This window comes from Spirosoma sp., from assembly GCF_026391055.1.
Classification (GTDB): domain Bacteria; phylum Bacteroidota; class Bacteroidia; order Cytophagales; family Spirosomataceae; genus Spirosoma.
This window is the reverse complement of sequence record NZ_JAPLET010000017.1, coordinates 13,208-39,582: the sequence shown is the minus strand read 5'-3', so window position 1 is coordinate 39,582 and position 26,375 is coordinate 13,208. Positions and strand designations below refer to the sequence as shown.

The following is a 26,375-nucleotide window of genomic DNA, read 5'->3' as shown; positions in this document are numbered from 1 at the left end:
CCGTTTCCATTTGGAAACCGGAAACGGGGAAACCTAACCTCATGCGTTTAGCCATTTCCAAATAGTCCCTTTCCTCTTTGCATCACCTAATACATCAGCCGCTATCTCAGCGTAGTTTTTGCCCTGGCTGTACAATTTTCGGGCTTTTTCTAACTGCTCAGATTTTGTTGAAAACTTGTTAGTATCCTGACTTTTCTTTGGCTTTGGTATCTGGTTGTAAAGTCGCAAAACATGGCGTTTCAGCATTTCTACAATTTTCAGGGCGTTATCGAAATCTAAATCTGAACAGGTCAACATGTCGGTAATTTCACCTGTATCAAAGGCTCTGAGCGTCGTAAACATCATAGCAATACGAAAAGCAATCAAACCCAACCGATTGACGGAACCATCTAAATCCTCGCTGACAAACTCGCGTATTTCGTCTTTCCAGTGTTGAAACAGTCGAATAAACCGTCCTTCCTGATCGGGTGTTAACCGAATGGTCAGCGGCTCCGCAAGGCTTACCAAGTGGTCGTATATTTCGGCAAGTTGTTCGCCTATCCTCCCAAAATGAGCCGGGTAAGAGCTCTTACACGAATCGAATACGTTTTTAAAGTTCGGGTTTGGTGTCAGGTTGTAGAACAGGAACCTACTGAATAAACCGTTTTCAGCGGTTGGCATGAGATTTAGCAGTTGGTCGAATGTACTGCTGAGGACAACCGACATTTCTGGATTTTCAATCTCGCAGTATTCTTTGCCAGTTCGTCGGTAATAAGTTATTGATTCGTGGTGAAACGCTTTCCGTAAACCATCGCTGTAATTGCCATAATCCTGCTTTACAGAATCCGCCAATGTATCGCCCTCAGTCTCAAAGATGATTCCCCGGCCCTCATTATTATTGAGTAATTCAAAGGCTCCGGTCCGGCTGTTATTGGCTGGAATAAATAGGACTGTCAACGGCGGTTCTGCGGGTTCGGTTGGCTCTTCAACCAGACCTTTTTTATCGGCTTGAAACGCTTTCAGGTCTTTCTTATACCGGGCAAGGTCTGCTTTGTACTCCGTCAAGGCTTGCTGATATTGTTCTTTTTTTCGTCGGTGTACAACAGCCCCTAATAAATACGAAAGGCTTAAAGCCCCTTTGCCGGAACCATACCGGGCTAAGACATAACAGTACAGATTAGTACTGTAATACCGGGTATCATAGAAACCTCGGACGTTGGGTAACAAACCACTAACAACGCCCAATGCACCCACCAAGAAAACTTCTTTCTCGATACGGTCAGTAAGGATTGAACAACCATTTTTTAGTGTGTCGGGTAAATTGTTAAAAATAGCCTGGGTAAAATATTCGGTTTCTGGCGTTTCCGTTTCCGTTTGGAAACTGCCTTGTGGCGGAACGTTTGAACCTTCGGTCGGTTGGGGTTCGGTTTCCTGTTGTAAATCTTCAATAGGAATAACCGTTTCGGGCTGGTTGGCTGTCCATGTATTGAAGTCGAACACGGGGCCAATATCGGGAGTACGTTTCAGCGTCGTATCTTTGCGCTGTGAAGCATCGTTTGTCATAGCCTTGCTTTAATTTGAGGTTCTTTCATAAACCGGGCTTGTGGGGATAAGCCCGGTTTTGTTTTAGGTACGGTCGGGTTTAAGCCCGTTGGTACTTTACTGAGTTAATCTCAGTCAAAGCGGCTTCAACATCTTCGCAGCGGTACAGCACACGACGGCCTACCCGATAGCCGCGAATAATTCCGCGTCGGGTGTAATCATCCAGCGTTGGTAGGCTAATGTTTAACTTCTTGGCCGTCTTCTGACGGGTAGATAAGTTCTCAGCGTTGACTGCTGAGGTCGGCGGGGTAGACGGGCGGGTCGTAAAGAATTGCTCCAGTTCTTGCCGGAACAGTTGCCGAACTTCGGGAATTGATAATTGTGTGAAAACAAGGTTTTCCATTGGCTCAACGATTTTGTGTGATTTCGTTGAGCCAAATATTTACCCCAAAAACGAAGTTGGGTAACCCAACTGAGTTACCCAACTTCGTTATCTTTAAGGCTTATCTATCTCATTATTAATAGCTTTGACTATTTCTACCGCTCCCAACTCTTCAAAAAACTTTCTTATAAACCGTAAATCGTCAACCTCAGCGGTGAAAAGATCTTTATTATATGGATTTCGCCAAAGTTTATATAAATTTTCCTTACTCTTGCCTGTTAGAAAATGTAGGAACCTCTCAGCCGCTTTATCATTGGTAACGTTAATTTTGGCATATTCCAAAAGAAACTTCATTGCCAGTACCTGTCGGGCTGTTGTATGATCGGGCGGATGATTGGGCGTTTCAGGTTGAGATACTGGGATTGAAGGCAAGTATTTTCTACGCTCATTTATCCGCCTTTCAAGTGAATTTATAGTTTTGTCACCTTCTTTTAACTGATGACAGTTAGTAGGGTCTTGGCAACGTTTTTTATGGTCTTCTAAGGTTTTTACAACTCCATCCCTGACAAGCTCCAGAAATTTTATTGCCTGTGTATCAGTTAACTCTGAAATAGTGTCATCAAGTTTATTATAATCACTTTTACTCAATTGACCTTGTCCAAAGTCATTACCAAGATATTGGGCATCATCCAAATAGCCTTGGGGCAATTCATTTTCCATGATCAAGCAGGGATTAGCAGGTTTTAGAAATTAGTTGGTTATTCCAATGCGTCTTAAGCAACTTGGCGTGTTGCTTGGAATCTACTTTAATGTAGCTGAGAAAAGCTCTTTCCGTTCGATGACCTGTTATTGCTCGAATTGTGATAGTTGGAACGCCTTGCAGATAAAGATTGGTAGCGAAACTACGGCGTTGAGTGTGGGTACTGACTAATTCCCATTTCTCAAAAACCTCAGAAACGCGCTCACTACCTCGTTTTCGGTTAATAACAACTGAGCTATTCAATTCTGCGGCCTTAGCAATCTCCTTCAAATACTCGTTTGCTTTTTGGTTACTAAGTACCCTGGGTAATTGCCCTTTATACTTTTCAATAATTGATTCAACAACGGGGTGAAGTGGTACATAAACATCATCATAAACCTTCTGAGTACGAATCTTAATGTAGCTGTTTCCCTCTTCTTTTACAAAGTGTTCAGAACGTAATTCCGCTAAATCGGAATACCGTAAACCAACCCAACAACCTACGACAAACATATCACGTACACGTTCCAAACGTGAGTTTTTGGTTAGGTCCAGCCCATAGATTCGGCTGATTTCCTCCTCGGTTAAATAAATGCTATCCGTGTCGTCAACTAATGTTCGGAATGATTTTTTCTTAAAAGTAAGGTTCTGATGTATGTCTTTCTCAGCGGCATCATTCAAAACAACTTTCAACGTCTTGACGTACTTACCTACTGAGTTGTTGAAAAGACCACAATCTGCAATCAAGTAGTTTGTGAAGTCGTGGTAGAAATCTAAATCTATAGTATCAAAATCAACACGCTTCTTGCGAGCTTTCGCATAGTTGTTGAGGTGGTTGAGCGTTGTCTGCTTCACCTTTAACGTATTTAGCTTCTGTATGCTCCGGTTTGTTTCGATATGCTTATCAAAGAATCTAAGCAGTGAAATAGACTCGTTTTTTTCTCTGGGAAACAGAATAGACAGAAGCTTTTCACGTACCTGTTCAACAGTTGGTCGTTTAATCCCACTTTCAACCAAAGTATCAACAGCATCTTTACCAGCCCGTTCGATCTCGTCAAACCGGTTATTATATTCTCTGTATTTGGGAAATTGTTTAGTTTCTCGCACTCGCTGGTTATTGGGATTCCAATAGAGCGGATGGATTTTCTTTTCGGTTGGATATACCAGCCGTTGATTGTTGAAACGAACAATAAGATGAACTTTCGTTTCCTCGTCTGCGTCGGGTTCACGCAGGACAAACGAAGTTGTTGCCATACCTATGCTTTCTCTTTACTGATTTGAGGTATGACAAATATAATATTTGTTGACGTATTTGTTGACGGTATTTTTTTCTTTACCTTTCTTTTGCTTTGTCTATTTTTCTTTAGTCATTCACATAATTAACTGATATACAGTACTAATAAGGAAAAACAAAGCAAGCAAAGAAAAAAAGGTGTTGGTCCCGTCGGGACTACCACTAATTGAAAAAGCCCTGACACATATTGTGCAGGGCTTTTTCGTTTCAACATTCCCATCTAGGCGTTAAGCGTATTCAAATGACTGACTAAAATGGCCCGCTTGTCCTGACAATGCTGTAAGCTTTCATTGGCCAGATTAATCAATACGTTGGTTTCATCAGACGCAGCAGGCTTGTTAATGCGTTCGATCAGATCGATATAAGAAGCCATTAGCTCATCATAATGGGCAATCTGGTTAATCACTTTTTCCTTTTCTTCCTCCTGTTGAGCCATGTCTGCTTGATATATACTTACTACTTTTGATTAATGAGTCCGATACTCCTGTATATATCTTCTCTTATGGCAAATTTGTTTTGGTAGCAGCCAGCGATCTGCCCGTCTGCGTTAGTAGAGAAGCTTTAAACTCTCCTTAGGAATACCTTAGAGCAACATTGACATTGTATTACCCTATATTCTCATGAATTTGCTGCGTACCTTTTTCCTTGCAGGCCTGCTGGCCTTTCTCCATTTTTCTGTTCAGGCGGCTACCGTGGATACCGTTGCCACGTACAGCCCATCCATGAAAAAGACTATCAAAGCGGTGGTCGTCACGCCCGATTCGTATTCGGCGGGGCAGGCGTTTCCTGTTGTTTATCTCCTGCATGGCTATAGCGGCAACTACAGCGACTGGGCTAAAAAAGCACCCGGTATTGGCAAAGAAGCCGATTTGCACAAGGTTATTATCGTTTGCCCTGATGGAAATTATGGAAGCTGGTATTTCGACAGCCCCGCCGATCCGACCTTCAAATACGAAACCTACGTGGCCGACGAACTCGTAAACTGGGTCGATGGACATTACAAAACCATCAAGAACCGGTCGGGGCGAGCCATTACGGGCCTAAGCATGGGCGGTCATGGGGCACTGTATCTGGCCTTCCGGCACCAGTCTGTTTTTGGAGCCGCCGGGAGTATGAGCGGTGGGGTCGATATTCGGCCGTTTCCCAACAACTGGGATATGGCCAAGCGACTCGGTACTTACGCGCAGTTTCCGGAGCGCTGGGAACAGAATACGGTTATTAATATGCTGCATTTGCTCACGCCGGGGGCGCTGTCGCTGATTGTCGACTGCGGCACCGAGGATTTTTTCTTTCGGGTCAATAATAACCTTCACGACAAACTGCTGGAGCGGAACATTGCCCATGACTACATTACCCGCCCCGGTGGGCATAACTGGAACTACTGGACCAACGCCGTAACCTACCAGATGCTGTTTATGCGGCAGTACTTTGACCGGGCAAAGTCAAATTAAACGTACACGCAGTCCGGGCCGCGTTCGGCTTCAGCCCCTGATTTCATAAAGTCAAAATCACGGGCTGAAGCCCGTGGGTACATTGGTAGAATACTTTAGCTGAAAATGGTGTTACCAGGGCAGGCGTGTGACCTCCGTTCGACAGAACGATGCAGTAAACGTTGCTTTTCTGGCAGCCGCACGCCCATACAATCAATGAAGACCGAAACAATTTACGAACTGGTAGTAACGGCTGTTCAGGAGCTTATTACCGAACCCTGGACGATTGCCGAACTCAACATCCGTTATCTGGCATCGAGCCATGAAGCCGAATGCGATGGAACGTACCTCGATGCATCCGGCGAAGCGCAGGTATTGTCGACCGATTTCCCCGACGAAGTACTCGACGCTCTTCCGTTCCTCTTCGTTAATCGGGCCAACGACGGAAACCCGCCGACCAACAGTTTGCAGATGACCATATCAGCGCAGGGACGGTTTGCCGTCGACTACGAATGGGATCAGGAAATTCAGGATGAAGATGACCACTTTACGAAGGGCGGAACCGCAAAAGAGTGGCTTAAAATTCGTCAGGAAAAATACGGCTATACGCCCGAATAAGGGGTATAAAGCGATCTAGCCCACGGTCGGATGCTGGCGAACCAGCTCAGCCGTGGGCTAGATCGCTTTATACCGATACCCGTTCCAGCCAGCGTTCTCCCTGCGTGTACTTCGTTTCCTGAAGTTCCAGAAGGGATTTTCGAGCGTTGAGCAGCACTCCCCATACATCCATCACAAACCGGTTTTCGGCCTGCATGTGCCGGAAGAAGTTGACGGCTTCGGCATGCGAAAGGCCGCCCGCTGTTTTGGCGATGGTCATCAATACCTCAAATACAGCATCCGCCATTCGGCCATCACCACAGATGTAGTAGTGACAATCGGGTTGCGACAGCACATCCCACAGGTCCTTACTACGCTGCCCGATGAGGTCCTGCACGTAAATTTTTTCGTCGTCGAGCCGCGAAAAGGCAACGTCCAGATGGGTGAGCACCCCCGCTTCGTGCCAGGTTTCCAACTCTTGTTGGTACAGGTAATCATTCAGATTACGGCAGCCGAAAAACAGGCGGGCATGGCCAATGTGCGTTGGCAGTGGAATAATGGTATCATCGTCGGCACGCTGTTTATAGCTGGCTTCGTGCATAGCCCGAAGTTGCACTTCGCGATGCTGTAAAAATCCGACGAGGGGCGATAAACCCGTCCCCGCCCCAACCATGAGCATAGGCGCCTGGGGTACTTGGGGCGGACGGAAGCCCGACGAACGGATGGCGATTCGGACGGTGGCTCCCTGTTCGGGGTCCAGCCGGGCCAAATAATTGGAACACAAACCGGCAACGGTCTTGCCCGTATCGGTCGTTACCTGAACTACGCCAACCGTAAGGTGTATTTCGTTCGGGTGAACCAGCGAACAGGAAGAAATGGAATATAATCGTGGTTTTTGCCGGGGCAGTACGTCGAGTAACTGGGCGAACGACAACCGGGCCGACGGAAAAGCATCCAGCAGATCCGCTATCGTTGGGAAGGTATCGGCAATATATTTTTTTAGAGTAACGGCAATCTCGTTGACTTCCTGTGGCTGTTTGAGCGTCGCCAGCCATACTTCCAACTGGTCTTTCTCAACAGCGGAGGTGGCTGTTTTCAGCAGTGCACCGAGTAATTCATCGAAAGGCTCATGAATGGCAAGATCGACATCTTCACTAAGCACCTGCCATACCTTCACTGGCGTTGGGTACGCATGATTTCCCGGAATAGGGGCCCCGTTTCCATCAATGATCGGGGTTATGAACCAGGCATTGGCATCAATGTCCAGTCGAGTAATTAGTCGGTTTACAACAGCGGGCGAATTGAGCGGATAGACCGCCACATGATCGCCGGTTTCGTAGGTTGCATCTATGCCGCTGATATCGAGGGAAATAAACCGGGTTGATCGACTACCGACAATCACTTCTTTTAGCAGTTCGCGGTTAGCTGTTACGGGAACGGTGTAGCCGGGCTGCTCGTTAGCCCGATCTTTAAGGGCCGTTTGGGGCACTTGGTCGGGTGCGATAAAGGACACCGTGAGGGCGGGCTCAGCCGCGACAGACAGGTCGGCACTGGTCAGGTCTTCGCCCAGTAAGCGGGCGACGAGGTCCAGCCATTGCCGAAAGGTATCGGCCTGGCCTTTAATTTCATCCCCTTTATGCATCATAATCACCCGGTTGCCGCCTACCCGGGCCAGTTCGCGGTCCAGCGTAATGCCTGCTGCACAGAAATGCGGGTAAACGGTGCTGCCCAGAGCCATGACGGAAAAGCTCACGCCACTGCACACACCCTGCGGCAGGGATTGAATGCGGGCGTAGAACTTCTGGGCATTGCCCGGCAGATGCCCTTCTCTGAATGTTGAGGTAATGACCAGCAGCAGGTCTTCCTGAGCCAGTTGCTCGATAGCATAGTCATCGAGGGCCATCACCCGTGGCTGGAAGCGGTTGAGCCGCCGGGCTGTTCTATAGGCAAAATGCTCGGCCGTTCCGGTTTCCGACCCGTACAGGATAAGAACTCGGCGCGATCGGTGTGCCGGAGCGGTGGTTCGGTCGGGAAAGTGGGTTTGACCCGTCCGGTTCGCGTCCGATACGTCCATTTCATCGTCCACACCTGCCGATTCATCGTCAAGAACAACCCAGCGGTCGGCGGCATAGTGATAGCTTGGGCTGAGGTGAAAGTCGCGCATTTCGTGATGCCAGACCGGCGTTATGCTTCCTCCCGCCGACGGGACTACCCACGACCATTGAGCGGGGCATTCGCGACCAGCCCGCTTTTCGCGCTGGTCGTGGGTCAGAAACTGCCGCGATGCCGTCTGGTGATCGACCAGCGTTACTTTCGCTTTCGAAAAAGAGTGTAGTATGGCTATGTTCAGTTCCAGAAAAGCCCGATCCCGCCACAGGGTTTGTTCGCTGGATGTATCCAGCCCAATGGCTTTGGCAATGGCTTCCGCTTTTTCGTACCGGCCCTCTTCCCATAGATTCCGGGCAATTTCGGTTTCCATGAACCAGCCATTGAACGGAATGCACCCGTACTGAATCCCGCCGATGTTCATCCGGAAGTTAGAAATGGCGGGAATAGCGCACCATTGCAGATCCAGCGCAGTCATGGCGGGGTAGTTGGGGTGTTCGATGGGTACCTTCAGTACGTCGTCGTCGGCGAACTGATACATGCGGGGGGGCTGGCCGGGTACATCGATCACAAGAGGCAGGGTGTCGTAGGCTGTCTTTTCGGTGGGCGGTACCCATCCCTGCCGGATGAGGGTTTTCGTTAGCTTAAGGTTGGCTCTATCGCCGAGTACCGTACCGTCGGGCTGTTCATAGCTGGCAAATCGGATATACTGGCTGTTCCAGATGCGTGGTCCCCAGCGCTCCATTGGCTTTTTGGGGCGGAACACATTCATGACAATCTGCACATTTCCCCCGTTGGTGGCCATGCGCAGATGTTCGGCGCATTCGCGAAACATCTCGTCGGGGTCGGTAACGTGTCGTAAGTCACGTACCACCATGTTGCGCCATGAGATTCGACCGATACATTTGGATGCATTACGCCAGGCGAGCTGGGCACCATAGGCCAGTTCTTCGTAGGTATGCGTATAGCTCCCGGTGGCCAGCACTTCCCGTTCAATCTCCTCCCACCGGCGTTCGTAGTCGGCCGTGTCCCAGGCCAGTTCAACGCTGATCTGGTCTATGTATTCCTTCGCCTGCGTCAAAACCCGCTGCTGGTTGATCATTGGCTGGCGAAGTACGTTGGTCACCCGGTTGAGCAGAATGACCCAAGCCTCTTCCTGTTCTGTACTGAAACCGGGTATATGCTTCCGCAGGATGGTAAGCAGGGGGCCAACCAGCTTGGGATAGGCATCGGGCGGCACCGAGAAGTTGGTATGAATCTGGCTTAACTCGCGTAACTCGTGTGTAATGTCGAGGCCATTATCCAGCGACCGCACCAGGAAGCCAACAGCCAGCATTAAATGCTCCGTCAGGCTATCCAGGTCGGTCCGGTTAAAGTACGGAATGATTTCCGGATGGGTCTGGAAGAGGGCATGGTAGAAGTCCGTTCCTATCACGCGGGCGTTTTCCGACAGTTGATCACCAACCTGACGCATCTGGCGAATCATGTCCGGGGTAAGCGCTTCTGCATACCGCCGGGTTGCGTCCAGCGCGGGGGTAAGAATGGCCCCCGTGAAGAAACGGTACATGGCCGAACCGCTTCCCTTGCTGAGGTTTTCCAGGTCATACTCCTCCAGGTGCGGTATCTGTACCAGCGTCCAGGACCAGACCCGGCGGGCGGTGAGCCAATGACTGGGTCTCATGCCAAGGTCGGTCAGGAGAGCTACGTACTCGTCGACTGGTTTGGAGTCCTCTGTCGGCTTAGGGTAGATACCCCGTGTGCTTGTGTGCGGCATCTGCTCCGTACGCGGCAGAAGCTGCCGAACGCTTACATCGAAAAGGCTGGCAAAATAGGCGGGTACCAGGTCAATGGCGTCGCCAAAGTGGTTGATAAGTTCCGGTTCTTCGTGCAGAAGCCGCTCAACAAACAGTTCGATGAGCATATCCTGATAAGCCATGAACTTGTTCCAGATGTCTTTTACGAGCACCTGCTCAGGTGCCGTCAGCTGACCAGTGAACGTACTATCGTCCGGCTTCCCGGCTGGTTGGCTCTCGCTGGTTACCGGGTAGGGCACCGGAGGAGCCGGTGTCGTTTTAGGCGCAAAAAAAGGACAGCCTGTTACGGAGGGCTGCGCTGTATCGTTTGTTGAATACATTAATGGAGTCTCGACGCGGTCGTCGGCTTGCTCTTTCGTGAGCCGGATGCGTACCTGCATATGAGGAGCTTCATTCCAGCCCTGCAAAGGTAAGTAAGTATCCGTGCTACTTTGGTCATCGTTTGGGGCAGGCAGCGTAATTGCCACCGGAGCCATCGATTGCCAGTGGTGTTCATCTTCATGCCGGTATTGCAGGCTCAGCCAAAGGGTGCCCTCTCCCCGATGCCGTCCATTGACGAGCCATTCGGGTTTGCGCCTTGTCTGTAGGAGTTGTTCGCCTAAACTTGTTCCGGTTGTATTTAGCGCCTGAATCGTTCCGCGATATACATAGCCATTTTCGGGGTAGCCGGTAGCGACTACTTCCGTGATTCGGATGGTATGTACTGGGTCAGATATGGCGTCTTCAGCGTACTTTCTGGTAGAGGTTGGCACAGTAGTATGAACGGCTTTATGTATCCGGTATCGTATAAATCAGGAAAAAGTGCTGGATAGGAAGAACTCAATTTACGCTCACCGCAGATAATTTACTACTTATCTACTAAAGTAAACCGTAGTAGCGTAGAAAGGCCTTTTTTAGTTAGTGCGCGTTATTAATAATAATTTATAATAAATATATGATTAATTGAAATAAAGTAGATGTAAATTTAATATAAGGCTTTTTTCTCCTTGATTACGGGGTGAAAGGCGTTTGCTAAGGAGCCGGAAACCGTAAACTGATGCAGTGAAAATCCGACTAAAGTAGATTCAGGCGATTCATTAGTTCTGGTTTATTGGCACGGCTAATCGGGATTACTTTGTTGTTGATGACCAATGTATTATCCTCAATATCTACAATCTTGTCGAGATGAACGATATAGGAGCGATGCACACGCAGAAATTGCTTACCCAGCTTTTCTTCCAGGTATTTCATGGTTGTGTAAACGATATGAGTTTGGGTGGCAGTGAAAATCTTCACATAATCACCGATGTTTTCAATATATGTTATAGTCTCGAAGGGCAGCCGAATATAACGGCCATCTGTTTTGATGTAAATCTCTTTGCGACTATCGCCCATTCTTGAGCGTGCGTTTAATTCCAGCACTTTCTCAACGGCCAGGTTAAACCTGGGTAAAGTGAGTGGTTTTTTGAGGTAGTCCGTTACGTTATACTGAAAAGCTTCGAAAGCATATTCTATTTTGCCGGTTGTCAGAATAACATACGGAATGGAAGGAAGCTGCTCCAGTAAATCAAACCCCGACAATCCGGGCATTTCAACGTCCAGCCAGATTAGATCGACAGTCTGGTCTGCCAGATAGTCGAGCGCACTCCTTGCATTATCAAATACGCCTGACAGGTGTAGTGAGTTATGCTGCTCGCAAAGCCGCTGAAGCGCTTTGCGAGACATAGCCTCATCTTCCACAATTATACAATTGAGCCTCATAGCTGGGAAAGCATTTGTAATTCTGTTTCCAGAATGGGTATCATCTTATCTAGTTCATCAACAAAACTATGGCAGTCGGCCTCCAGCCTGCTTTTGTCTTCATCCTGCCGGGCTTTCTTCTCCAGTTGCCTCATTCTCTCTTCCAGCGTCGAAAGCCCTACCATAGCCAATGTTGGTTTCAGCCGGTGGGTGGCATTTGCCAGAACCGGCCAGTTTTGTGCTGCGCACAAGCCCGGCAACGTGCGTATGTCGGGTACCACGTCGGTCAAAAAGAGGGAGAACATTTCCGACGCATAAGCGGCATCCGTACCATACAGGTCCGATAAACGTTTCCGGTCCAGTGCTTTATGGAACAGAATACACCCTTCGCTGTCAATCGTTGCCGATGGGGCAAAACGCTGTAAAATGGACAGGAGCTGAGCCGGTTCAAAAGGTTTGGTCAGAAAGTCGCTCATACCGGCTTCCATCGCTATACTCTTATGATCGAGCATGGCTGATGCGGTAAGCGCAATAATGGGCGCATGTTGATTGGGGTTCTGGGTACTACGAATGGCAACTGTGGCTTCGTACCCATTCATGATGGGCATCTGAATATCCATCAGAATAATATCGAATGGCTGTTTTTTGGCCTGTTCAACCGCCTGCTTCCCATCCGAAGCCATTATATGAGGGACATTCCATTTCGTAAGCAAATTGCCAATGTAAGTTTGGTTCATGAGGTTATCCTCAACAACCAGTACGGAGCATGTTTTTAACTCCTCAGCCATAACAAGCTGCTTGTCGACATTGTTTTTCTGCTCGACCTGAACTTTCGATTTCGTATAAGGGATAATAAATGTAAATGAGCTGCCGACGCCTTCCTGACTTCTCACCGATATGGTTCCGCCCTGAAGCTCAACGAGTTCTTTGGTAATGGCCAGCCCCAGTCCCGTACCTTTATGTTTATATCCCTGGGAGTTAACCTGTTTGAACTTTTGAAAGACGAGATCAATCTTATCGGCCGGAATGCCCACACCCGTGTCTGAGACGGTAAATTCGATCCAGCTTTTATCGGCTTCCTCCTTTTTGACTTTGCCTATAATCTGGATCTGCCCCTCTTCCGTAAACTTCTCGGCGTTGCCAACCAGGTTCATTATGATCTGGTTCAGCATCACATCATCGCCGATAAAGGCATTGGTGATACGGGTGTCCAGCAGGACATCAATCGAAATGGGCCGACCCTGAAGTTTCATCTCGAATACTTTCTGGGTACTTCGGAGCAAACCTGCCAGATCGAACGGCCGGGCGTGAACCTCAATCTGGCCAGCCTCTATTTTGGTCATGTCCAGCAGGTCGGAGATGAGGCTGTGCAAAAAGTCGGCGGAGGTTTTCAGAATATTGATGTACTCGCGTTGCTGCGTACTGGGCTGGGTGTCGTACAACAGGTGCGACATGCCGATGATGGCGTTGAGCGGGGTTCTGATTTCGTGGCTCATGTTGGCAAAGAATTGCTTCTCTGCCTGCTGCGCTTCTTCGGCATACTGTTTGGCGCGGGCCAGCTCATGTTCCAGCTGCTTTCGCTCGTTCATGTCGTAGTGAATGCTCATGGAGCCCACTACCGTACCGTGTTCATCCTGAATTGGTACGCCACTAACCAGCACCCAGATGCGGCTGCCATCTTTTTTGGTGAGCTGGAGTTCGTACGATCCGGCGATGCCCTGCTGCCGTTCCTGCTGCTGCCGCTCAACAATTCCCACGAATTCGGCGGGTACCAGAAGATCGATTGCATTCTTGCCCACCATTTCGGCTTCCGAGTAACCCAGCATTTGACAGCAGCGCTCATAAGACCGCACAATGATCTGGTCATTATCAACTTCAAAGAGCCCCAACTCCATGTTGTTCATAATTCCCCGGTATTTTTCTTCACTACGCCGGATAAGCTCACGGGCCATGTACTTCTCCGTGACATCGGTATATTTCCACAGATGCCCCATGTACTGGCTGGCATCCAGGAAGATCGGGATGTAATCGAGTTCCAGAATACGGCCATTGGCCATGCTGATTTCTTCACCAACACACGCCTGTCGGCCGGTGAGAAGTTCGTCCATCCGGCTGATAAACTGTTCCGGCTGAGCGAAGAGTTGCTTTACCTGCTGGCGGGCTTCCGTGCAGTCGTATCCTACGAGTTGATCGGGGGTGAGCGGAAGCTGAAAAATATCGCAGAAGAGCGCGTTGGCCAGGATAACCCGCCCTCGTTCGTCCTCCACCATTACCCCCGACTGTAAATTGGTGATGAGTGTAGAAAGCCGGGTTTGGGTAGTTTCCAGCTCCATTTCGGCGAGTTTGCGGTCCGAAATATCCCTGGCTACTGCTACCAGTTCTTCAATCTGGCCATACGTTTCGATGAGCCTGACTGTCTGTCCAATCCAAACCGTGCGGCCATCTTTAGCCAACACCGGAAACTCAATATAGGTGCTGTCCTGCCGCTCGGACATCATGGTCCGGTAAAAGTCGATGAGCACTTTCCGGTAGCCCGGCTTGACAACCGATGTGAAATGACTGTTTAGAAACTCCTCTTCCGTATAGCCCAGCAGTTTTTCAACAACGGGGCTGACAAACGTAAAGAAGCCATTGGGTGAAACTTTATAGATTATATCCTGAACGGATTCAATAAGCTGGCGATAGCGTTGCTCACTTTCCCGGAGTTCGGCCAGTTTGTCCCGAATCTGCTGCTCCAGATTTTCATTCAGGTGCAATAGCTGCTCATTGGCGTTGTAGAGCGCCAATGCCTTTTTCTCCAGAATGGCTTCAGCTTGCAGACGGGCCGTTTTTTCGCGAACAAGTCTCCTTTTTAGCAGCTCGATCTCTTCCTCCATAATTACGCTTTCACAATGTCAAATAAAACCTGACTTCCGTCTTCAATAAGATTCGTTTTAACGATTGTGGCCCGTTCACCAAAGTTTGCCAGACAGCCTTCAATCAATCCGTGGGCAAAATCAGATAGCTTGCGCTCCGATGTGTAATGCATACGAAGGTGGTTGACCGACGGTTGGTCGATGGCAAAATGGGGGAGTTCTGCGTCTGGGTATAATTTTCTTACTTCAACATGGATATAGTGCTGAACTGAACTAAGCAAGTCGAAGGCTGAAGCGGATCGATCAACAAACGGGCGATAGCTTCGGGTAAAGGCCGAAAACATGTACTGGCCATACGAGCGCAGTAAATCCGATTCGTCCACATTTGTCTTCTGGCTCAGAAGTTTAACCAACGTAATAATTTCGGCATGGTTATAGGTTCCGATAGCGGTGTATATCCCTCCTGACGGGAGGTCACTCTCCTCCAGCAATTGGTCAACCAACGCATAACCGAACTTGTCTTCGATCATTTCTAGAAATTCGGTGAAAACGATTCCTTTCATTAAGGTAGAAGCCTGAAAAGTAATAGGTGAGTACGTATATGGATGTATAATATGTGATTCTAGTCTGCAATATAGTAACAAAGTATTCCGCTGATAAACATTGTTTATAACTTAAAATTACCAAAAATATGAATACTCTACCAAAAAGCTGGTGAAATTAACGTTTTGTCGAAAATTTGGATTTTAAATTGTATTTTTTGACAAGTTTTAATATTATATATAACGCGCTTATGCCAAAATAGACAAAACTTGACTGGGTTATGAAACTTAATCTAAGCGATGAAGAGCTACTAAATCAATGTGTACAGTCCGGCGTTACCAACTGTTACGAGAGCCTTTACAAGCGATACCAGAAAAAAGTTTATAAACAGTGTCTTGCCATCACGAAGAACCCGGAACAGGCTCAGGACTTTATCCACGATATATTTATTCGGGTGTTCGCTGGTCTGAATGGGTTTCAGGGGTGATCATCCTTTGCCACCTGGCTAACCAGCATTGTCTCGATCAGCTTAAACACGCCAGGCGGATGGCAACCGTAGCGCTGGACGAACATATTGACTACTATTACACCAGTACGGACGATTCTGAAAAGATAGACTATCAATTGCAGCAACTTTCCAGTGTACTCAATGCCATTAAGCCGAAAGACGCCCTGATGCTGAAATTGAAGTACGAAGACGGTTTGCTCGTGAGCCAGATCGGTAGTCAGTTAAACCTGAAGGAGAGCGCCGTATAGATGCGACTGAAACGCTCCCGCAAGTAAGTTTGGGAACTGTGCCAAATGCCAGTGTATTATATGCATTAGAAGGCTCCATGCTCTCCATGAGTCTGCTACGAAGAGACAGATCATTCAACAAAACATACATTGAGTAGTATTACGATAGGTAGAGGATAAGCCCGCTCTAAATGCCAGCTTGTTATCAATATAGGAAGGAGTAAAATTTACAAAGTCGTTGCCACGCTTTTTCGGCCGACTGCGTATCCCTTGCACAGACTTATATCAGTGCTTATTCTTTCCTAAACAATCTTCTAATGAAGAAATTTATTGCAGCCGGCTGCGTGGCAGCTACCTTACTAATCGGGTACGCCTGTACAAACAGCAACGACCTTACTCCCGCCGATGACGCCAGCGCATCGGCCCGATCGGGTGCGGTAGAATCCGGTACAGCAACGGGTCCGCACAGTGGTACTGGCCGACCTGGTAAACCGTTTAATGGTACGGCTACATCACCTCACAGCGGAACTGGCAGGCCTGGCACTCCTCCTCCGGGGCCACCGCACAGCGGTACGGCTACGCCACCAATGAATGGGACGGGTGGGCCAGGTGGTCATCCGCGTGGACATGGTCCGAAATAAGGGTAAGCGTATAAAAAACGGAGTCCACTCGTTAGAATAGGCTCCGTTTTTTTGTACCCTTACCGTGCAGTCTACTCACCGAAAAGCTGATGCCAAACGCTTTTTGCTTTTTCCTTTGCCTCTTCAATTTGTAGGGCGGCTTCTGCCTTCAACTGATCCAGCTTAAGTTGGGCTGCTTCCAACTGGACGGCGGCTTCTGCTTTCACTTCGTCAAACTTATCCTCGGCCACATCCGACAACTCCTCTGCTTTGGCCGATGCCGCAGCAAACGCCGTTTCAGCCTGAGCCTGTAGCGTTGCCAGATTTTCGGCGGTAGAGGCCTTGGCGGCTTCGAAGTGCTCAGTAGCCTTTGCTTTCAATCCGTCAATATCAATGTCCTTTCCAAATTCCTGGGCCTGCGCTACCAGTTTGTCTTTCAGTTCGTCGAGTTGGGCTGCGGCTGTCGCCAGGTGTTGACCCGCTTCCACTTTAAATGCTTCCAGTTTCTCGGCTGCCGTTGCTTTGGCAGCCTCTGCGGCTTCGGCCGCCTTTGGTTTTTCGTTGTTTTCCATGAGAGTACCTTGTGGGATTTGTAACAGGCTAAAATTGCTCAGAAGCCCGGGTAAAAGCAAAAGGAAACGTAAGAAAGGACATAAATCTCTTACCCGATCCGGCGTATAATCAGGTTGTTGACCAGCTCGAAGAGACCAGCGGGTTTAAGCGTTCGCCAGTTGGCAATATCCAGCGTCCCGCCAAAGTTTATGTAATAGTCGAGGTGGTATTTTTTCCATTCCCGCTCAATGAACTCCGGCGAGTGAATGGCCGCAATCCAGCCGTCTTCTACATCTTCAAACCACTCTTCGTAATAAGAATCATCCGAGCCATGAAAATTCAGGATGTTCTCGCTGATGAGAATGAAGTACTTGATGTTTTCGTGCACCAGCGGGTCGATCACCTGACGTTTCAGGTACATAATGTCGTTGTGGAGCGTGTCATTCCACTCGCCAAACAGCTCGATTACCACAAACTGGCGGTCGTAATTCGCGAATAAAATCTTGCAATAAAGCGTTTCTGAGCCAATTTCATCCCATAAGGGGTGAATATAATAGCCGTAGATATTGTTCTCGTACTGCTGCATGTTATACTCCCGTTCGTGAAACGGAGACCGCTCGTCTTCCGATGCGTTGTAATATTTTTCCCAGCCGTAGAAAGGTTCTATGTCCTGCATGAGTGCCCTGTTTTCTCGTTCAGTCTTTTGCTTTTTTACTGCATAACGTCAATTTTCCTGCGTTTGTTGATGGCAGTCCAAGTATGTTTACCCGAAGTAGCAGTTACTGTTTTTTCGCCAGACTGAAACGTCCGAATGCGCTAATCGCTCCGTCATTCCGTGTAGCTTTACGATATGAAACCTGTCAGCAAGAATATTCTGATTACCGGTGTCTCAACCGGCATTGGCTATGGTGCCGCCCGGAAGTTTGTGGAGCGTGGCTATACCGTTTTTGGCAGCGTTCGAACGCAAACCGACGCCGATCGGTTGCAGGCTGAGTTTGGTGACTTGTTTGTACCACTTCTCTTCGACGTAACCGATGCCGATGCGGTGGTGGCTGCGGCCCGTTTCCTCACCGAACGGCTGGTCGGCAGTGGCCTGGGCGGGCTTATCAATAATGCCGGGATCGCCATTGGTGGACCATTGCAAAATCAGCCAATAAACACGATCCGCCAGCATTTTGAGGTAAACGTGCTGGGTCTCATTCAGGTAACGCAGGCCTTTTTACCCTTGTTGGGTGCCCGTAATGATCACCCCGTCGAACCGGGGCGGATTCAGAACATTAGCTCGGTAAACGGGCAGGTGGCCATTCCGTTCATGGGTGCGTATGTCGGCTCGAAACACGCGGTGGAAGGACTCTCGCATAGCCTGCGCCGGGAAGTGAGGCTGTTTGGTATAAAAGTGATCATTGTGGGGCCCGGCGCGGTCAAAACACCCATCTGGGGTAAAGGGACCGACATACGCCCCTATGCCGACACGCCTTATTATCCCGCCATGAAACGCTTTTTGAAGCAGGTTGAAGCCGCCGAAAATCGGGGCTTTTCCATTGATTACCTGGGTGAGCGTATCGTAGACATTCACGAAACGCCCAGTCCGCGTATCCGTTATGCGCTGGTGCCCGGCAAACTCATGGGCTGGATTATCTCGCGCCTGTTACCCGCCCGAACGCTCGACTGGGTACTTGCCCGGATTTAAACGTTGTAAGACCGATACTTATGCTTAAACCTGCTTTCCAAAAAGACGATGCGTTGCTCGCCGATATTGAATCGGCCAGGAACCAAACCGATACGCTATCCATCTGGTGGCTCGGTCAGAGTGGTTTCTTGCTCCAGCACAAAGGCCGTCAGCTTCTGTTTGACCCCTACCTGTCCGATTCGCTATCCCGCAAATATGCCGAAACCGATAAGCCGCACGTACGGCTGTCGGAACGCGTAATTGAGCCCGGACGGCTGAAGGGGATTGATGTAGTAACGTCCAGCCATAACCATACCGATCACCTCGATGCCGAAACGCTGCTCCCCCTCATAGCCGCTAATCCGGCGCTTGCGTTTGTGATCCCTGAAGCAAATCGGGCGTTTGTTGCCGACCGGCTCAAGACCGGCCCGGACTGGCCCATTGGCATGAACGACGGGCAAACAGGTAGCATAGGGCCGTTTGTGTTCCACGGCGTTCCGGCGGCTCATAACGAACTCGAACGCGATGCCGAGGGCCGTTGCAGGTACATGGGCTTCGTAATAGAAATTGGTGGGTATCGGGTGTATCATTCCGGCGATACGCTCTGGTACGACGGTATGGAAGATGTGTTGCGCCCGTTTCAGGTCGATGTGGCGTTTTTGCCCATCAACGGCAATAAACCCGAACGACGCGTGGCGGGTAACCTCAACCCCGATGAAGCCGCCCGGCTCGGACGCAGCATTGGTGCTAAACTGGTGATCCCGCACCACTACGACCTGTTTGAATTTAACACTGCCGACCCGACCGATTTTGTAAACGCCTGTGAACAGCAGGGGACGCCGTACCGCGTTATGCAACTGGGCGAACGAGTCAGTCTGGCCCGGTAGAACCCTTATTTACCTGACTTTGTCAGGCATACCCATAACCGCTATGAAAAACGCTTTGTTGCTGTGCTTACTGACGGCCTCGCCACTGCTGGCCCAAACGGCTACACCATCGGCTAATGGCCTTAATTTCAAGATTCAGGTTGTCGATAACCAGATCAGTATCGGGTATGGGCTGGCCATTGGGGATGTCGATGGCGACCGGCTTCCCGATATTCTGCTGGCCGACCAGAAAGAGATTGTCTGGTACAAAAATCCTGGCAATAAGGCCAGTACCTGGCAACGGCACGTGATGGCCGCCAATTTGACTCCGCAGGATAACGTGTGCATTGCCGCCCGCGATCTGGACGGCGACGGGCGTGTGGAAGTAGCCGTTGGTGCTGGCTGGAATCCCGCCGAAACCAGCGACAGTACGAAATCCGGAGCCGTTTTTTACCTCGTACGTCCGCAGGACCCGACCCAACTCTGGGAGCCCGTTCGGTTGCCGCACGAAGTAACTACCCACCGGATGCGCTGGGCCAGAGTAGGCAAAGACAGTTATCAGTTAATTGTGGTACCGCTGCACGGGTTGGGTAACAAAAACGGCGAAGGCCGGGGTGTCAGAATTTGGGGGTATGAATTTCCGAAAGACCCGCGTGGAGCCTGGAAACGGCATTTGGTCGATTCAACCATGCACCTGACGCATAACTTCGAGATTTGGGAAGACGGCGACAATGGGTCGGCTACGGGCGTGATTGTCGCCAGTAAGGAGGGTGGGAATATTTTCCAGTGGCGAAAAAAGAAATGGCGCTCCGTCGATAGCGAATCCGCCAACAATGCACTGCCGCTGCTGACCAAAGAGGTAGCAGGTATTGGCGAAATCAGGCGTCTGGATAACGGCAAAAGTATTGCCACCATCCAGCCCATGCACGGTAATCTGCTTCAGGTAGAAACCGGCAATTATTCGCTGAAAAAAGTAAAAAGCAAAGAAGCCGGTAAGGAGATTAGTGTGCTTTCCGACCTGCTCAGTCAGGGTCATGCGCTCGTTTGTGGCGATTTCCTGGGTATCGGCAGCGACCAGATCGTGGCGGGCTGGCGCAATCCCAACGCCGATAAAAAAGTGGGTATCCGTCTCTTTAAGCCTCAGGAGCGGGGCAGCGTAACCGGTTATCTACTGGACGATAGTGTACGTATGGCCTGCGAAGACCTGCAAGCCGCCGACCTCGACGGCGATGGCGATCTGGATTTGATAGCCTCTGGCCGTGCCACGCTGAATGTGCTGATCTACTGGAATAACCGATGAGTTGTAGTACCGACCGTCCCGGTCAGCCGAGAAATAGAATTACACCCACCCGACCGGGACGGTCGGTACTACAACTCGGTTCACTCTTTATTGCCAATCTGACCGGCCAGCGCCCGGAGGCCAGACGAAAGTGCTTCGAGCCGAGTGCTCATATCGCCTTCCGGTCCCATCATAATGCTGAATTGCGTCGTTTGGGTGGCCAGTGTCTCCAGCAGGTCGACCAGCTCCCCGGTGTTTATCTGATCACTTTTCAGCTGCGTCTTTACCTGTTCGAGTGTACTGGCGATGTCTTTTGCGTTCTCCGCCTGATTGAGTTCGGCCAGCCATTGGTCAATAACACCCGTACCACTTTGTGGGGTTGTGCTGGCCTGATCGCCTTTCACAACGGCCATGGTCGAGTCGAGCAGTGTCGACGATTCTTCGTGCGTAAACATATTAAAAGCGGTTACTAAAGTTGCGCAGTGCGTGTGCTAACTGCGTAAGTTGATGGGATGTGGACCCGTCAACAACCGGCTCCTGCGACAGGGTTGCGGTATGGCTGGCCATGCTGAGCAATAAGTGACGGATCATTTCCAGATCGTAATCACCGGTTTTCAGATGATCGCGGAGGGTAGTGATTTCAGCCATAATTCGCTCGGCACCTACGTCGCCCGGTAGGGCATTTAACCAGCCTTCGAGTAAAAGTATACCACGTTCGGGCGTGAGCATGGTGATGTTGTCATCGCCAAAAGCTCCGAGGGTATCGGTAAGCATCCGATGCTCTAATGTTGTTCCTGTTCCTTCCATGATGTTGTAGTGAAAAAGCATTGCTCCGACATCGGCCGGGTTGATGCTGTGTTATTGATTGATACTGAATTTTCGTAGTATTTTCGACAGGCTTACCAGGCCACCTGTCCAGGTGCCTTCGGAGGTTGGGGCTTCGGCTATGGTCTGCGCCTGATCGGCCAGACTGCCCAGCAACTGCCGAACATACGATTCATCGGGCTGAGATGCCTGCAAAGCCTCCCGAAGTTCGTTGAGCATACCTCTCAGCTGGTCGATGTTCGAATCGCCATCCAGCGCCTGTAGCCAGCCGTCGAGAAGCATAACGCCCTGCGTGGCCGAAATAGGTGTCTGGCTGTTGCTGTTATCCCGAAACGCCGTGAGGGTATCATTGAGCATACCCTCCTCTAAAATATTTGATCCCAGCATGTTGCTTAGTGGTTGATGGTTAATCGTTATTGATTGTTGAGTTATCGGTTAATCGCTATTGGTTTGGGCAATGATTTAATAACGAATAACCAATAACTTAATAACCAATTAAAGACCGGCCAGTGTGCGTAGCGTAAAAGCTACGTCGTCCAGCTTGCCCTCCGTTTGTTCCTGTACATTTCGGCTCTGGGCTACTAGTGCCGTATTATCGGCCAGATTCAGGAGCAGGCCTTTTACGCGGTCGGCATCGGGTTGGTCGAGAGTTAGCTCATCCCGCAGTTCCTTTAAGTCTGCTTCAATAAGCTGGGTCGCTGTGTTTCCCTCAATGACCCGCAGCCAGTTATTAATAAGTTCGATACCGTCCTGTGGCGACGCTAAAACGGTGTTGTTATCGTCGGTAAGGTTGTTTGTTCGCTCAAACAGCCGCTGATCCAATGCGTGAGAAGGCATAAATTGTTCAGGTTAACAACCGGTTGGGGCTTGCTTATGACTGAAATGCATGGCCGCCCGGTTGGTGTTTGTTGTCTTTCAATAACCCGGTCTGCGACGGTTTGTTTTGTCTTATACCGTAATTGAAATCGTGTTCGTTGTTTTAAGTTTAATACTGCGACCGGCCTCCCGACTGGCTATAATCTGTATCACCGGCACCACCCGAAACGCCCATACCCGCTACCCGTCCGGTATCGCTCCGGGATTCCTGCGAAGCGGCCGAGTTCTCACCGGGGCCAACCCGGGAGCTTCCTTTGTCGTCGGATTCGTCGGGTGTATGGGTTGTGGTCGAACGACCGTCGCTATCGGCCGCGTCGTCCATCATAACCGTTGGGCCGCTGCTAACGGTGCCGCCGTTCCGGTCTGTCAGGTCATCGGTCGATGTACCGAAGGCAGAAGCCCCCGCCCCGCTATGCGTCGATTCGCCCCCAACCGTACTGGTCATGGGTGCCTGCTCACCAGACGTATCCCGCCGGGCTTTACCCGTTAGCTGCTGGCTGAATCCCTGCATGGCTTCGGCCAGGAAAGTTAACTTAGGTTGGCTGTCCTCATCGGCGGTAGCTGCCGTTTTCTTCGTCTGATCGGACAGGGCCTTTATAATTCGCTCTATATGTTCGCCGTTGGGATTTCCGCTCTGGAGTTCGGCTTTTAGATTGCCGAGGGCATCCACAAGGGGTGACGTCGCAGAACCCTCCGATTGTAAAAAGCTGAGCCAGCTGTCGATGAGTGAAATGCCATCCGTTGGTGATATAGCTGCCGTTTCGCCATTAAAGGCCTTGGCGGTCAGACCAATTAAGTTAGCTGCGTGTTGATCAATTGCCATAGATGTTGTGTTTAGGGTTAGCTGATTTGGCTGGCTGCCTGCCGATGAAGATTTTCGAGTACGGCAATCAGTTGGGAAAGCTCTTCCTGTTCGGCACTTGCTTCGGGAGTGGCCGCAACCGCCCGGGTTTGCTCGATCAATTCCTGTAATACCGAGGCAATGCGCTGGTTGTCGATTCGATTATACCGTTGGGCAGTGTCAATTTCCGGACGTAACCGTTCAAGGGTTTCGGCAATGTCGTCGGTGGTTTCGTCGCTTACCGAATCGAGTCGGTTGAGCCATTTATCAATGATCGATAGGCCGTCCGTTGCGGTCGTTTCATCAATGTTCCCGTCGAAGGTATTTACCGTCTCCTCAATCAGGGAGATCTGGTTTTGGTCTTTCGCAATCATGGTTCAGTTTGTTGTTTTGTTGTGTCGGTTGTGGTTGAGCCACCACCCAGAGCGGATAGGGTATCGTCCAGCATGGTCGCTATTTTTTGATCATAATGAGCCATACGCTTGAATCCATTAGTTTTGGAACTAACCCGTGCGTTCAGTGATTGTTCGCCACATGGGCACATTGTTATGTTCAGCCCTTAGGATAACCTAGCCCGATATGGATGCCCGTCGTTTACAGCCCGAAGTACAGTATCAATTTGCCCGGAGTGGGGGAGCCGGTGGACAGAACGTTAATAAAGTAGCCACCAAGGCCGAACTGCGTTTCGATGTACGCAACTCGCAGTTGCTCTCCGAAGAAGAACGGGCGATTCTGGAAGAAAAACTGGCTAATAAGCTGACCACCGAGGGCGAGCTGGTTCTAACACACCAGACCGAGCGGACTCAACTGGCCAATAGAGAGAAGGTAACGAAAAAGTTTTACCGGCTCATTGAAAAGGCTTTCGAGAAGCCTAAGCCCCGCAAAGCCACCAAACCGTCCAAAGCCGCCGTAGAGGAGCGTATCACCAGAAAGAAGCAGAAGGGTGATGTGAAGGAAAAACGCAAGAAAGTGGATTATTGATTTTTATTGAGAAAAATTAAGAATCCACTAAGGGGTTTTTCGAAAAAAGTTGTCTTTACAGGTACACGACTGACTCGTACGGAGGCTGATTCGTTTACCTGACAGGCTATGCAAGTACATCGGCTGATGGATTCTCCTGGCCAACCCGTTCCCCTAATTCCTTCCGTTTCGGTTGATGAGGCCGTTGTTTCACCCGGCGAGAAACTCATTGGCAGCGATCCGGAACTGTTTATTAGGGCCATATTTTGTGAAGATCCCCGAAAAGGTTGTGAGCTACTTTTCCGGCGTTACCATCAGGCGCTGTGCAGTCATGCCGTTCGATTTGTGTACTCAAAAGAAACGGCCGAAGATCTGGTAAGCGATGTTTTCTGCAAATTCTGGAGAACAAAGGCCTACGAAAACATTACGTCCTCCTATCGCTATTATCTATTCCGAAGTGTTCGGAACGAAGCGTACAACTACCTCCGGCTGGAATTTCAAATCCTCGACGATCTTGATACCGCACCCGTGCCGGAAAGCGCATCCGGTCAGCGTCCCGATCAGGTTTTACAGTTTGAGGAAGTACTGCACCGGGTAGAGGAACTGGTTGAGTCGCTCCCGCCACAGTGCCGGAAGGTCTTTCTGCTGAGTCGTTTTGAAGGCAGGAAATACCAGGACATTGCCACAGAATTGGGAATCTCTATCAAAACCGTTGAAGTCCACATTGGGAAAGCGCTGGGCGCCGTCCGAAAAGGACTCAAAGAGCATTGGCTGCTGATAGGGCTGGTCGTTTGGCGTTTTCTGCCTTTTTGATACATCGTCTATCCGGTTCCGGAGTTTACTCAACCGTTATCTCATCAACACCCAGACGGCCCCAAGCTATGGAAACAAAAATCACGAAAGAGTTAGTGGTCAATCACTTTGCCCGAAAAGTTTCTCCGATTCAGCGGGAACTGATCGCCCAATGGCTCCAGGACAAAGCCAATGAAGAGAAATATTACGAATGGCTGGAAGAGTGGGAGAATCGAAACCCGCAATACCGCACGCAAACGGATAGCGCCATTCAGCAATTCGCTGCTTTTTTAACCGACAACCCACACCTGCCGGATACGGAAGCCACCATTCCTCAGCCCGCTATTGTCCGGCCAAATCGCTGGGGGCAGTGGCTGGCAGCCGCTTCTGTCATACTACTCCTAGGAGCGGCCGTAGGGCTGTTTCGCAACCAGATTTTATACAAGAACTACACAACCGCATTTGGCGAAATGCAAGCCCTGACCCTAGCCGATGGCAGTCGGGTTACGCTCAATGCTAACTCTAGCCTGCGGGTGCCGCGCTGGGGGTTTGGTAAATCAAACCGCGAAGTGTTTCTGGCCGGAGAAGCCAGCTTCTCCGTAACGCACACCCCCGACGACCGGAAGTTTATCGTCAGAACGGCGAAAAAGCTGGACATAATAGTATTGGGTACAGAATTCACTGTTTTTGCGCGGAAACGTGGAGCGCGTGTAGTCCTCAACAAAGGAAAAGTACAGCTTCAATATCAGGAAGGCAAAACGGCCAGGCAGGTGCTGATGAAGCCCGGCGATCTGGTTACGCTCGACACCCGCAATCACATAGCTCTGAATCCGGTGAAGCAGTCCCGGTTTCGATCCGTAAGTGAAGAAAAGCGGTTTGTTTTTGAAGAGACAACCCTCGAAGAAGTGGCGTACCTGCTCGAAGATAACTATGGGTTGCAGGTGGAGATAAAAAACCACGAACTGGCCGAGCGCGTACTCATGGGATCGTTCCGGGCCGATAACGTCGACCAGCTTCTTCAGTCTATTTCTGAACTTCTGGATGTTAGCGTGGTTCGGCAGGGGCAGCGTGTTCAGATTACGGATAACTAAGCGACGTAACGGATAATCGTTTCATACTCACAGGAATGCGGTTGAGTCCATTTTTGCGGACATGAATAACAGTAATTCTCGATAGACTATTAGGTAATTGACTGATAATCAAATTTTTAGTTTTTTCTTGGAAAACAGATCTGAGCAATTCAACTTTGCCCACCAATTAACAAGACTAATCTATTTTCAGACGGATTCTCTTTCATGCTGATGTATGCTTTCTATTGCCCGGCCCCGTGTTCATGCACTTGCTGACTGGTCGTGAGTTT

28 protein-coding genes are annotated in these 26,375 nt (G+C 49.7%); 11 read left to right on the top strand and 17 right to left on the bottom strand.

The genetic code is table 11. From position 1 onward, the window contains the following. Nucleotides 1–39 precede the first annotated feature (39 nt). The 5 genes from NT073_RS09050 to NT073_RS09030 form a co-directional block, all read right to left on the bottom strand. On the bottom strand, nucleotides 40–1,542 hold the full coding sequence (locus NT073_RS09050; RefSeq protein WP_297372044.1) for a DUF3987 domain-containing protein: 1,503 nt from the start codon (nucleotides 1,540–1,542) through the stop codon (nucleotides 40–42). A gap of 79 nt (nucleotides 1,543–1,621) precedes the next feature. Then, on the bottom strand, nucleotides 1,622–1,924 hold the full coding sequence (locus tag NT073_RS09045) for a helix-turn-helix domain-containing protein (RefSeq protein WP_297372041.1): 303 nt from the start codon (nucleotides 1,922–1,924) through the stop codon (nucleotides 1,622–1,624). Nucleotides 1,925–2,017: 93 nt separating this feature from the next. Further along, complete coding sequence (locus NT073_RS09040) at nucleotides 2,018–2,623, bottom strand: hypothetical protein (protein ID WP_297372038.1); 606 nt, start codon at nucleotides 2,621–2,623, stop codon at nucleotides 2,018–2,020. Nucleotides 2,624–2,636: 13 nt separating this feature from the next. Further along, entirely contained in the window at nucleotides 2,637–3,896 is a 1,260-nt protein-coding gene (locus NT073_RS09035; protein ID WP_297372035.1) for a site-specific integrase, read from the bottom strand. A 260-nt stretch (nucleotides 3,897–4,156) separates the two neighbouring features. Then, nucleotides 4,157–4,372 (bottom strand): hypothetical protein, encoded by a 216-nt coding sequence (locus tag NT073_RS09030; RefSeq protein ID WP_297372032.1) that lies wholly within the window; start codon nucleotides 4,370–4,372, stop codon nucleotides 4,157–4,159. A 184-nt stretch (nucleotides 4,373–4,556) separates the two neighbouring features. Here NT073_RS09030 and NT073_RS09025 point away from each other — a divergent pair, with 184 nt between their 5' ends. Together NT073_RS09025 and NT073_RS09020 are read left to right on the top strand one after the other, a co-directional pair. After that, on the top strand, nucleotides 4,557–5,387 hold the full coding sequence (locus NT073_RS09025) for an alpha/beta hydrolase family protein (protein WP_297372030.1): 831 nt from the start codon (nucleotides 4,557–4,559) through the stop codon (nucleotides 5,385–5,387). A 195-nt stretch (nucleotides 5,388–5,582) separates the two neighbouring features. Beyond that, nucleotides 5,583–5,984 (top strand): hypothetical protein, encoded by a 402-nt coding sequence (locus tag NT073_RS09020; RefSeq protein WP_297372028.1) that lies wholly within the window; start codon nucleotides 5,583–5,585, stop codon nucleotides 5,982–5,984. Between the two features lie 67 nt (nucleotides 5,985–6,051). Here the strand turns inward: NT073_RS09020 and NT073_RS09015 are convergent, their stop codons facing one another. From NT073_RS09015 to NT073_RS09000, 4 genes are all read right to left on the bottom strand, one after another. After that, nucleotides 6,052–10,635 carry a nitric oxide synthase oxygenase gene (locus NT073_RS09015; RefSeq protein WP_297372026.1) on the bottom strand — a complete coding sequence of 1,528 codons (4,584 nt, stop codon included), beginning with the start codon at nucleotides 10,633–10,635 and terminating at the stop codon, nucleotides 6,052–6,054. 301 nt (nucleotides 10,636–10,936) lie between these two features. Next, on the bottom strand, nucleotides 10,937–11,623 hold the full coding sequence (locus NT073_RS09010) for a LytTR family DNA-binding domain-containing protein (RefSeq protein WP_297372024.1): 687 nt from the start codon (nucleotides 11,621–11,623) through the stop codon (nucleotides 10,937–10,939). Further along, entirely contained in the window at nucleotides 11,620–14,478 is a 2,859-nt protein-coding gene (locus NT073_RS09005; protein ID WP_297372021.1) for a PAS domain S-box protein, read from the bottom strand. Before NT073_RS09005 ends, NT073_RS09010 begins: the two co-directional genes overlap by 4 nt. A 2-nt stretch (nucleotides 14,479–14,480) precedes the next feature. Continuing rightward, complete coding sequence (locus tag NT073_RS09000) at nucleotides 14,481–15,020, bottom strand: heme NO-binding domain-containing protein (RefSeq protein ID WP_297372017.1); 540 nt, start codon at nucleotides 15,018–15,020, stop codon at nucleotides 14,481–14,483. A gap of 260 nt (nucleotides 15,021–15,280) precedes the next feature. Between NT073_RS09000 and NT073_RS08995 the strand changes: the two genes are divergently transcribed. The 3 genes from NT073_RS08995 (at nucleotide 15,281) to NT073_RS08985 (ending at nucleotide 16,376) form a co-directional block, all read left to right on the top strand. Continuing rightward, on the top strand, nucleotides 15,281–15,487 hold the full coding sequence (locus NT073_RS08995) for a sigma factor (RefSeq protein ID WP_297372014.1): 207 nt from the start codon (nucleotides 15,281–15,283) through the stop codon (nucleotides 15,485–15,487). A 59-nt stretch (nucleotides 15,488–15,546) separates the two neighbouring features. After that, nucleotides 15,547–15,756 carry a hypothetical protein gene (locus tag NT073_RS08990; protein ID WP_297372010.1) on the top strand — a complete coding sequence of 70 codons (210 nt, stop codon included), beginning with the start codon at nucleotides 15,547–15,549 and terminating at the stop codon, nucleotides 15,754–15,756. Nucleotides 15,757–16,052: 296 nt separating this feature from the next. Continuing rightward, entirely contained in the window at nucleotides 16,053–16,376 is a 324-nt protein-coding gene (locus NT073_RS08985) for a hypothetical protein (protein WP_297372005.1), read from the top strand. Between the two features lie 71 nt (nucleotides 16,377–16,447). Here NT073_RS08985 and NT073_RS08980 read toward each other — a convergent pair whose 3' ends face one another. Further along, the gene (locus NT073_RS08980) at nucleotides 16,448–16,927 is read right to left on the bottom strand and encodes a hypothetical protein (protein WP_297372002.1); all 480 of its coding nucleotides are present in this window, start codon (nucleotides 16,925–16,927) and stop codon (nucleotides 16,448–16,450) included. A gap of 89 nt (nucleotides 16,928–17,016) precedes the next feature. Then, entirely contained in the window at nucleotides 17,017–17,583 is a 567-nt protein-coding gene (locus NT073_RS08975) for a hypothetical protein (RefSeq protein ID WP_297371999.1), read from the bottom strand. A gap of 174 nt (nucleotides 17,584–17,757) precedes the next feature. On the opposite strand from NT073_RS08975, the gene NT073_RS08970 reads away from it, so the two are divergent. From NT073_RS08970 to NT073_RS08960, 3 genes are read left to right on the top strand one after another with little or no spacing between them, the layout of a single operon-like run. Further along, the gene (locus NT073_RS08970; protein WP_297371996.1) at nucleotides 17,758–18,597 is read left to right on the top strand and encodes an SDR family NAD(P)-dependent oxidoreductase; all 840 of its coding nucleotides are present in this window, start codon (nucleotides 17,758–17,760) and stop codon (nucleotides 18,595–18,597) included. Between the two features lie 20 nt (nucleotides 18,598–18,617). Continuing rightward, nucleotides 18,618–19,463 (top strand): MBL fold metallo-hydrolase, encoded by an 846-nt coding sequence (locus NT073_RS08965; protein WP_297371993.1) that lies wholly within the window; start codon nucleotides 18,618–18,620, stop codon nucleotides 19,461–19,463. A 43-nt stretch (nucleotides 19,464–19,506) separates the two neighbouring features. Continuing rightward, entirely contained in the window at nucleotides 19,507–20,742 is a 1,236-nt protein-coding gene (locus tag NT073_RS08960; RefSeq protein WP_297371990.1) for a VCBS repeat-containing protein, read from the top strand. 80 nt (nucleotides 20,743–20,822) lie between these two features. On the opposite strand, the gene NT073_RS08955 is transcribed toward NT073_RS08960, so the two are convergent. The 6 genes from NT073_RS08955 to NT073_RS08930 form a co-directional block, all read right to left on the bottom strand. Then, a complete protein-coding gene (locus NT073_RS08955; protein WP_297371986.1) occupies nucleotides 20,823–21,176 on the bottom strand; it encodes a hypothetical protein in 354 nt (117 codons plus the stop codon). Between the two features lies 1 nt (nucleotide 21,177). Then, nucleotides 21,178–21,528: a hypothetical protein gene (locus NT073_RS08950; protein ID WP_297371983.1), complete on the bottom strand. Its 351-nt coding sequence runs from the start codon at nucleotides 21,526–21,528 to the stop codon at nucleotides 21,178–21,180. Nucleotides 21,529–21,579: 51 nt separating this feature from the next. Beyond that, nucleotides 21,580–21,933 (bottom strand): hypothetical protein, encoded by a 354-nt coding sequence (locus NT073_RS08945; protein ID WP_297371980.1) that lies wholly within the window; start codon nucleotides 21,931–21,933, stop codon nucleotides 21,580–21,582. Nucleotides 21,934–22,041: 108 nt separating this feature from the next. Continuing rightward, on the bottom strand, nucleotides 22,042–22,383 hold the full coding sequence (locus NT073_RS08940; protein ID WP_297371977.1) for a hypothetical protein: 342 nt from the start codon (nucleotides 22,381–22,383) through the stop codon (nucleotides 22,042–22,044). A 148-nt stretch (nucleotides 22,384–22,531) separates the two neighbouring features. Continuing rightward, nucleotides 22,532–23,245 carry a hypothetical protein gene (locus tag NT073_RS08935; RefSeq protein WP_297371975.1) on the bottom strand — a complete coding sequence of 238 codons (714 nt, stop codon included), beginning with the start codon at nucleotides 23,243–23,245 and terminating at the stop codon, nucleotides 22,532–22,534. A 17-nt stretch (nucleotides 23,246–23,262) separates the two neighbouring features. Beyond that, entirely contained in the window at nucleotides 23,263–23,637 is a 375-nt protein-coding gene (locus NT073_RS08930) for a hypothetical protein (protein ID WP_297371972.1), read from the bottom strand. 205 nt (nucleotides 23,638–23,842) lie between these two features. On the opposite strand from NT073_RS08930, the gene arfB reads away from it, so the two are divergent. From arfB to NT073_RS08915, 3 genes are all read left to right on the top strand, one after another. Further along, nucleotides 23,843–24,244, top strand: a complete 402-nt coding sequence (gene arfB / locus NT073_RS08925) for an alternative ribosome rescue aminoacyl-tRNA hydrolase ArfB (protein ID WP_297371969.1) — start codon at nucleotides 23,843–23,845, stop codon at nucleotides 24,242–24,244. Nucleotides 24,245–24,352: 108 nt separating this feature from the next. Continuing rightward, entirely contained in the window at nucleotides 24,353–25,036 is a 684-nt protein-coding gene (locus NT073_RS08920; protein WP_297371966.1) for an RNA polymerase sigma-70 factor, read from the top strand. 68 nt (nucleotides 25,037–25,104) lie between these two features. After that, entirely contained in the window at nucleotides 25,105–26,106 is a 1,002-nt protein-coding gene (locus NT073_RS08915; protein ID WP_297371964.1) for a FecR domain-containing protein, read from the top strand. The last annotated feature ends 269 nt before the right edge of the window (nucleotides 26,107–26,375 follow it).